This is a genomic window from Tannerella sp., assembly GCF_052170195.1.
GTDB lineage: Bacteria > Bacteroidota > Bacteroidia > Bacteroidales > Tannerellaceae > Tannerella.
The window spans coordinates 67,520-76,385 of the sequence record NZ_JBQNAZ010000011.1 but is presented as its reverse complement, the minus strand read 5'-3'; the positions used below and the strand labels follow the sequence as shown (position 1 = coordinate 76,385).

Below are 8,866 nucleotides of genomic sequence, written 5' to 3'. Positions count from 1 at the left end.
CTTCCCTGTGTTTCACGGCTGATTTGAAGAATATTATCTTTATCAAGCAACTTTATTACCTGACTATAGACCGGCTGTCCGGTAAAATGACTATCTTTGCTCATGGTTATAATTATTTATCCAAAAACAAAGATAACCAAAAGGGCTGATACCTCGTCAGAAGTGTCGGCCCTAATTTTTTACAGTCCTAAAAGTTTTACCGGACAGCAATAAATTTTTTTAGTTAAATGCTTATGAAAAAGAAATTATTCTTACTATTGTTCACATTATGGGTTCCGATAACATTTTTCGGGCAGAATAATGTTGTGATTTCAGGAACAGTCATTGACGAATTACGTGAGCCGGTGATTGGAGCGTCTGTCGTAGAGAAAGGAACGAGAAATGGAACGGTCACCGATATCGACGGAAACTATTCCTTGTCGACTGCTCCGAATGCGGTTCTTGTTTTTTCTTATATCGGGTATGCCTCTCAGGAGGTTTCGGTGGCTGGAAAAACGAAGATCGACGTTGTATTGAAAGAAGATGTGGCTCAATTGAGCGAAGTAGTCGTAACCGGTTATGGCGGAAAGCAGCTGCGTTCGAAAGTCACCAACTCCATTTCGAAGGTGAAAGAAGAAACGCTGAGTCAAGGGTTGTTTTCAAATCCCGCACAGGCGTTGTCGGGTGCAGTCGCCGGTCTGTCGGTCAGCCAAACTTCGGGGAATCCGGGATCTACTCCGACGCTGGTGCTTCGCGGAGGAACGAACTTCGACGGTTCAGGATCACCGCTGATTTTGATCGATGGGCAGGTACGCAGTTCTTTAAGCGATATCAACCCTGACGATATCGAGTCGATGGAAGTGTTGAAAGATGCCGGTGCAACGGCTATCTATGGAGCGCGTGCTAACGACGGGGTTATTTTAGTAACGACGAAGCGAGGGAAAAGCGGCCGTGCTGAGGTGAATCTGAAAGCCAAGTTTGGAATGAACTATTTTCATGATTCATATCAATTTCTGGATGCCGGTCAGTACTTGTATTGGATGCGTTCGGCTTATAAGAACGCTTATATGGATGAATTGAACAATCCGGATGGCACAAAAGTCAAATCTTGGTCCAGTCTTGGTGGTTTGAAGGGAGCCACACCTTATGGAACAGGAAATGCTTACTTCGACAAGGATGGTGTGACTCCTTTAGACGGTAATAAATATTCATCGGCTGTGTGGAGTCCGATGAAATATGACGACAAACTTGCTTTTTTGCTCGATCAAGGCTGGCAAACGATGACGGATCCGGTATATGGTGACAAGATCATCTATAAAAATACTTTTATGGATGAATTCAACATTCAGTCTCCGGCTTATTCGCAGGATTACAATCTGAATGTAAACGGCGGAAACGATAAAGGAAACTACTACGCAGGTTTAGGGTATAATAAAAGTGACGGAACAGCTTACGGTAACTGGTATAAGCGGATTACGTTTACGTTGAATGCCGATTATAAACTAAAAGAATGGCTGACTTCGAACTCAAGTTTTGCTTTTGCTGATGCAACATGGAATGGTCTGCCTCCTTCACAGTCGGATGAAGCGAACTATTTTTCACGTGTTTTTTCCGTGCCTCCCACATTCAGGGGATACAATGCGAAAGGCGAAATGTTGCTCGGCCCGAATTCGGGTGACGGAAACCAGCAGTATAACTTTAAACAGTTTATCCGTGATAACAATACGGATAAATTTACCATCAATCAGTCGTTTACACTTGACCTGATGAAAGGTCTCTCGCTTAAACTCGGAACGATCTGGTATTTCTCGGAAGAGAAGTATGAGTCATTCGACAAAGATTATCTTCGTTCGCCGGGTAATATGAACACGGCACGCAATACGTCTGCTTCTTATAAACGCACACTGGATCAGACCTATAATGCCATCTTGAATTATAAACGTCAGATTAACAAAGATCATTACCTTGACGCGATGGCAGGTTTTGAATATTATGATTCGTATGAGAAAGGGTTCAAAGCGGCCGGATCCGGAGCGCCGACAGATGATTTTATGGATTTGGGGCTGACGTCGAAAAAAGAAAATCAACGGAGTATTGATTCGTGGCATTCACGTCAGCGCATTATGTCGTTCTTTGGACGTGTGAACTACGATTATCAAAGTAAATACCTGCTTTCGGTCGTAATGCGAAAAGACGGCTATTCGAAGCTGTCCGAAGAAAATCGGTGGGGAATCTTTCCGGGAGTCTCGGCCGGATGGGTGTTCAATAAAGAGGAGTTTATGGCTAGCACAGCCGATATTCTATCGTTCGGTAAACTGCGTGCCAGTTTCGGGCTGAACGGGAATGTAAATAAAAACTTCGTAGGCAATTATACCGTACAGGGATCGTATGGAAGTATGACATACAATGGCTCTACCGGATTCCTGTTGGGAGCGATTCCCAATCCTTATCTGTTATGGGAAAAATCGCGTACGTTCGAAGTCGGGCTTGATCTCGGGTTCCTTGAGAATCGGATCAACGCAAACCTGACCTATTATAATCGTTTGACGACGGACAAGTATGCCAATATCACAATCCCATCTACTTCAGGGGTCAACTCGGTCGTATCCAACAACGGCAAATTTCAGAATCAGGGATTAGAGTTTGAATTGGCTTTCCGTATCATCGACAACAAAGACTGGAAATGGAACATAAGCTGGAACGGAGCGATGAATAGGAATAAAGTGATACAGCTTCCGGATAATGGTCTTGAGCGTAATCGTCAGGGTGCTTTTCAGGTATATACCGGTAATGGCAATGAGAAAATGTGGGTCGGCGGTTATCAGGAAGGACAGAACCCTAACGATCTGTATGCGTTTATGGTAGAAGGTATCTATCAGTCGCAGGACGAGATTCCGCAGGGACTGATTGATATCACATCTGGAGTGAGCGGCTCGACAGGGCGTCCGCTTTATGGGGGTGCCGAAGGGTATAATAAATTGTCGGAATCGCAGAAAAAGAACGCTCTTCCCATTCAGCCGGGCGATATCAAATGGAAGGATGTCAATGGAGACGGGGTGATCGATAACTTCGATATGGTGAAGATTGGCAATACCGTACCGAAATGGACCGGTGGGATCAGCACATCTGTGAGCTGGAAGAGCCTGACTCTCTCTGCACGTATGGATTACGCATTGGGCTTCAAAGCGATCGACTGGAAAACTCCTTGGTTTATGGGAGCTGGACAAGGCACTTATAATACGATTATTGAGACGAAAGATACCTGGACACCCGATAACCCGAATGCTGCCTATCCGAAATATGTCTGGGCCGACCAGTTGGGTAAACGCAATTATTTTCGCACTACGTCCATGTTCATCTACAAGGGGGATTATCTGGCTTTACGCGAATTGACCCTGGCTTACAAATTACCGACATTATGGATCGAAAAAGCTCGACTGAACGCCGTAGAGTTATCCGTGACCGGACAAAATTTAGGGTATTTGACACAGGCCAAACACCTCTTTTCTCCCGAAAAAGCGAATAATAACGGTGGGTATCCGTTACCCCGTACGGTTATTTTCGGGCTTAATGTAACTTTTTGATTGATTAACGAATATAAAATACACAGTATATGAAAAAGATAGCAAATCATATCGTTCTATGGATCGCTTCCATTGTTGTTCTCATGTCGTGCGATTCATTGAATCTGGCTCCCGAAGATTATTTCGGAAGCGGAAACTTCTGGAAAAACGAAGCGCAGGTGAACGGTGCACTTATTGGCTTGCATGGTAACTTGAGAGATAGCTATTTCATGTTCTATCATCTGGGCGAAATGCGTGGAGGTACCCAGCGTGTAGGCACCTCGTCGTTGAACACCAGTCTTGACTATGCTAACGAGCGCTCTAATCTGCTCGATAAAGATCGCACAGGCATCCGAAACTGGTATGGGCTTTACGACAATCTCTTTCAGGTAAACCATTTTATCGATCAGGTAGAAAATAAATGTGCATTTCTGAGCGACGAGAACCGTAAAAATCTGCTGGCACAGGCTTACGGGTTTAGAGCGCTGTACTATTTTATGCTCTATAAGACGTATGGCGGTGTGCCGATCGTTACGGAAACAGAAATCCTTAACGGGAAGGCAACTGCCGAGAAATTCTATGTCGAACGGGCTACACCGCAGGCTACGATGGAATTCATCAAGAAAGACATCCTGAAATCGGAAGAGTATTATGCCGGTAAGACGGTAAGTAACAACTATCCGAAGATGATGTGGTCGAAGGCGGCTACCTTGATGCTTAAAGCCGAAATTTACTTGTGGGCGGCCAAAGTATCTATTAATGGATATACGGCTACCGGTACGGACGATCTGAAAGTGGCGAAAACAGCCCTGAATGAAGTAGTCGGTAAGTTCGAACTACTGAAAGATTTCGGAAGCATTTTCAGCACAAGTAATCGTAACAACAAGGAACTTATCTTTACGCTGCATTTTGCCGATCGCGAAGCAACGAATAACGCAGGGACATTTCTTTATCAGGATGCCGTGTTTATCAATCAGGTATACGGCCGCAACGGGAAGAAGATTGAAAAAGATACGCTGACCCTGAAAGGTACAGGCGGGGTGTTCCGTAGCGAATACATCTATGACTTCTGGAAGACCTACGATGCCGCCGACCAACGCCGTGATGCCACCTTCCTCGAGTATTACGGCGACTCGCTGCTCACCGCCTCGAAGTTCGGATGCGTAATGAAGAAAGGCGTCGGCTCCATCAATGCCAACAATAATCGTGTTTACGATGCCGACGTCATCATCTATCGGTATGCCGATGCATTACTTATGATGGCGGAAGTGAGCAATGGATTAGGAGAGCCGTGTGCCGATTATATCAATCAGGTACGTAAACGCGCTTATGGAAAGCATTACGAAGAACATTCGTATAAGGAAAGCGATTTCGCAACGAATGAACTGGCTATTTTGCATGAGCGCGATAAGGAATTTGTATGGGAAGGCAAGCGTTGGTTCGATGTCGTACGCATGCACGATGCTTCGAAGAACTCACTGGCTTTCTCTGCATCGGCCAATTATCCCGCCAGTAGTCCGCTTATCAATGTATCCGAAAAGCACAAGCTACTCTGGCCTCTCGACATCAACACGATGAACATCAACCCCCTGCTCAAGCAGACTCCGGGGTATGAATAATTAAACAAATAACAAGCCCAAAGGAAGTGCGATTCGAAAAAATATGCCTTTCTTTGGGCTTTCAAATGATAGAACACAATCGTATGAAAAAGTTTTTTCTGATCGTTGGCTTGTTTGCATCGATGCAGATGACACGCGCGGCGGACAGTGTTTACGTACAAAACCCACAGATCCCGATCCTCATCGATCGGACGGACAATGTGCTGTTCCGTATCCGTATTCCTGACGCGACGAAAGGCGATGTGCTGAACCGGCTGATCATACGCTTCGGTAACGAAGACAAGTTGTCGGAGGTGAAAGCCGTTCGTCTGTTTTATGCCGGTACGGAAGCGGCCACAAAAGGCCGTTCCCGTTTTGCGCCGGTGACGTATGTCTCTTCGCACAATATCCGTAACACGCGCTCGGCCAACCCGTCCTATTCCGTCCGGCAGGATGAAGTGACGACCGCTGCAAATACATTGACGCTGAAAACACGTCAGCCGATGGTGAAAGGCATCAACTATTTTTGGGTGAGTGTGGAGATGGATCGTAACACTTCGCTACTGTCGAAGCTCACTCCGACGGTGACGGAAGCGGTTATCAACGATAAGCCGGCCGTTATTGCCGGCGAACAGGCCGCTGTGCGCCGTATGGGGATCGGGGTGCGTCATGCGGGCGACGACGGATCGGCCTCTTTCCGTATTCCCGGATTAGTGACAACGAACGAAGGAACATTGCTCGGGGTCTATGATGTACGTTACAATAACAGTGTAGATTTGCAGGAGCATGTCGACGTGGGGCTGAGCCGCAGCACCGACAAAGGTCAGACATGGGAACCGATGCGCATTGCCATGTCGTTCGGTGAGACCGATGGATTACCGTCGGGGCAGAATGGTGTCGGCGATCCGTCCATCCTCGTCGATGAACGCACGAACACCGTCTGGGTTGTTGCCGCATGGACGCACGGGATGGGCAATGCGCGCGCATGGACCAATTCCATGCCCGGAATGACACGCGATGAAACAGCCCAACTGATGATAGTGAGAAGTACGGACGACGGCCGAACATGGAGCGAACCGATCAACATCACGTCGCAGGTGAAAGACCCTTCGTGGTGCTTCCTGCTGCAAGGTCCGGGAAGAGGAATCACGATGCGGGACGGCACGCTTGTCTTCCCGATCCAATTTATCGACTCCCTACGTGTCCCTCACGCGGGTATTATGTACAGCAAAGACCGGGGAGAGACGTGGCATATCCATCAGCCGGCGCGTACCAACACGACGGAGGCGCAAGTGGCCGAGGTAGAGCCGGGCGTGCTCATGCTGAACATGCGTGACAATCGTGGCGGCAGCCGTGCCGTCAGCATTACACGGGACTTGGGAAAAAGTTGGACGGAACACTCGTCGAACCGCAGCGCCTTGCCGGAATCGATCTGTATGGCGAGCCTGATCAGCGTCAAAGCGAAAGACAACATCATCGGGAAAGACCTGTTGCTCTTCTCGAATCCCAACACGACGGAAGGACGTCATCACATCACCATCAAGGCGAGCCTCGACGGAGGTGTTACGTGGCTTCCTGCGCATCAGGTACTTCTCGACGAAGAAGACGGATGGGGCTACTCGTGTCTGTCGATGATCGACCGGGAAACGGTCGGGATATTTTACGAATCGAGTGTGGCACACATGACCTTTCAGGCTGTTAAAATCAAAGACCTGATACGATGAAGCATCGTTTGTCTTTTCTTTTGGTCGCTTTTTCTTTTGTTGCCCTGTCTGTAAGGAGCGAACTGCTCCCTTTGCCTCAGCAGATAAGCCGGTCGGACGAAGTATTTCTTTGTGAGGAAGTCGCTTTTCGTCTGCCGGAAGAGGTAAAAGGCATGGTGACGGAGTGGGCGGACGAATGGCAGGTCAAAGAAAAGACAAACGCTTCGCAACGCTTCGAGGTGCACTGGGTGACCGATATTCCCGAAGCGCTCCGCAACAAAGACGAAGCGTATACGCTGCATATCTCGCGTGAACACATACACATCGAGGCGATAAAGCCGCAGGGAGTCTATCGGGCGATGCAAACGCTTCGCCAACTGACGGAGCGCAGTGAACAGGGCGTACGTGTGCGCGGCTACCGGATCACCGACTGGCCGGCTTTCCGTATCCGCGGATGGATGCACGACGTCGGACGCTCATATATCTCGCTCGAAGAGCTGAAACGGGAGATCGTCCTATTGTCCCGTTACAAAATCAACACATTTCATTGGCATCTGACCGAGAATCAAGCGTGGAGACTCGAAAGCAAACGCTATCCGGCACTTAACGACAGCGCCCATACGACGCGTATGCCGGGAAAATATTACACACACGAGGAAGCACGCGAACTGGTCGACTTCTGCCGTAAACATTTCGTGACCCTGATTCCCGAAATCGACATGCCCGGACATAGCGCCGCCTTTGAACGCGCTTTCGGTTGCGGTATGCAGAGCGAAAAGGGCATGAACATCTTGAAGACACTGATTGATGAAGCGTGTGACGTCTTTGATGTGCCGTATCTGCATATCGGAACGGACGAAGTTGAGTTTACGAACCCTCTTTTTGTCCCTGAAATGGTGGCTTTTGTCCGTGCCAGAGGGAAAAAGGTTATTTCATGGAATCCGGGTTGGACGTATCAACCCGGCGAGATCGACATGACGCAGCTTTGGAGCTATCGCGGCAAGGCTCAGCAAGGCATACCGGCCATTGATTCGCGCTTTCATTACCTGAATCACTTCGATACGTTTGGAGATATCGTTGCGCTGAATAACAGCCGTATTTATAATGAAGAACAGGGCAGTGAAAACCTCACGGGCGTCATCCTCGGCATCTGGAACGACCGTCTTCTGCCCGATGAACGGAGTATCATCCTCCAAAACGGCCTCTATCCAAACATGCTTGCCATAGCCGAACGCGCGTGGCGGGGTGGGGGATTTGAATATTTCGACCGAAACGGTGTTATCCTTCCCGACGAACATTCCGAGCCGTTCAGAGCATTTGCCGATTTCGAACGACGGATGCTTTGGCACAAAGCTCATTATTTTAAAGGGTATCCGTTCCCTTACGTCAGGCAAACGCATGTGAAATGGACCGTAACGGACGCTTTTCCGAACGGAGGAGATCTCTCGAAAAGATTTCCCCCCGAAGAACAAATCCAAACAACGTATGAATATGAGGGTAAGACGTACGGAACGCGTACTGTGACAGGCTCGGGTATCTACCTGCGCCATGTATGGGGCGATTTGGTGCCTGCGCTCTACGAACATCCGCAGGAAAATCATACCGCTTACGCCTATACGTGGGTTTACGCGCCGCAGGAGCAGGAAGCAGGCATGCGGATCGAGTTTCAGAACTACAGTCGTTCCGAACCCGACCTGCCTCCACGTCAAGGTACGTGGGATGATCGCCAAAGCAGTATTCATCTGAACGGTGAAGAAATCATGCCGCCCGTCTGGACGGCTACGCATACTGAAAAAAGCAACGAGACGGCGCTGGGTAACGAGAACAGCGTGGCTCGTCCGCCGGTACGTGTCCGCCTTCGCAAAGGCTGGAACCATGTGTTTCTGAAACTGCCCGTCGGGCGGTTTACGACCCCCGAAGTGCGGCTCGTAAAATGGATGTTTACCGTCGCCTTCGTCACCCCTGACGGAGAACAGGCGCTCGAAGGACTGATTTTCTCACCCGAACCTAAATAACATATTAA

General features: G+C 48.6%; 4 protein-coding genes. All 4 read left to right on the top strand.

Annotation, left to right across the window (positions count from 1 at the left end; translation table 11 throughout):
- The first annotated feature begins 233 nt into the window (after window positions 1-233).
- Window positions 234-3,563 (top strand): SusC/RagA family TonB-linked outer membrane protein, encoded by a 3,330-nt coding sequence (locus tag ACTTKA_RS04955; RefSeq protein ID WP_442724202.1) that lies wholly within the window; start codon window positions 234-236, stop codon window positions 3,561-3,563.
- Between the two features lie 29 nt (window positions 3,564-3,592).
- Entirely contained in the window at window positions 3,593-5,161 is a 1,569-nt protein-coding gene (locus ACTTKA_RS04950) for a RagB/SusD family nutrient uptake outer membrane protein (RefSeq protein WP_442724201.1), read from the top strand.
- 83 nt (window positions 5,162-5,244) lie between these two features.
- The gene (locus ACTTKA_RS04945; protein ID WP_442724200.1) at window positions 5,245-6,864 is read left to right on the top strand and encodes a BNR-repeat neuraminidase N-terminal domain-containing protein; all 1,620 of its coding nucleotides are present in this window, start codon (window positions 5,245-5,247) and stop codon (window positions 6,862-6,864) included.
- On the top strand, window positions 6,861-8,858 hold the full coding sequence (locus tag ACTTKA_RS04940; RefSeq protein ID WP_442724199.1) for a family 20 glycosylhydrolase: 1,998 nt from the start codon (window positions 6,861-6,863) through the stop codon (window positions 8,856-8,858). The genes ACTTKA_RS04945 and ACTTKA_RS04940 overlap by 4 nt, the downstream gene beginning before the upstream one ends.
- Window positions 8,859-8,866: the final 8 nt, after the last annotated feature.